A 266-nucleotide genomic window follows, 5' to 3' on the forward strand; every position below is an offset into this window, starting at 1 on the left:
CGCCAACGCAGCCGGGTCGCTGCGAAGCTGGCCGGGCGTGCGCCCGAACCAGCGCAGGAATTCGCGGTTCATATGCGCCTGATCGCTGTAGCCGTGATCGAGTGCCAGCTCGGACAATGCCCCGCCGCCGGGCAAAGCCAGCGCCGCGCGCCGCGCCCGGCCCAGCAAACCCCAGAACCGCGGTGGCGGCAGCGAAAGCCCCGCGAAATGCCGCTGCAAGGTGCGCGCCGACACGCCCTGCTGTCGGGCCAGCGCGTCGACATCCT

At 71.8% G+C, this 266-nt stretch carries 1 protein-coding gene; it reads right to left on the reverse strand.

What is annotated here, in order from left to right; all coding sequences use genetic code 11:
* Window positions 1–266, reverse strand: a 266-nt coding sequence (locus tag JI667_RS21535; RefSeq protein ID WP_206858496.1) for a helix-turn-helix domain-containing protein, incomplete at both ends; no start/stop codon positions are given.

It is taken from the genome of Bacillus sp. NTK074B (genome assembly GCF_017303375.1).
Classification (GTDB): Bacteria; Bacillota; Bacilli; order Bacillales; family Bacillaceae_B; genus Rossellomorea.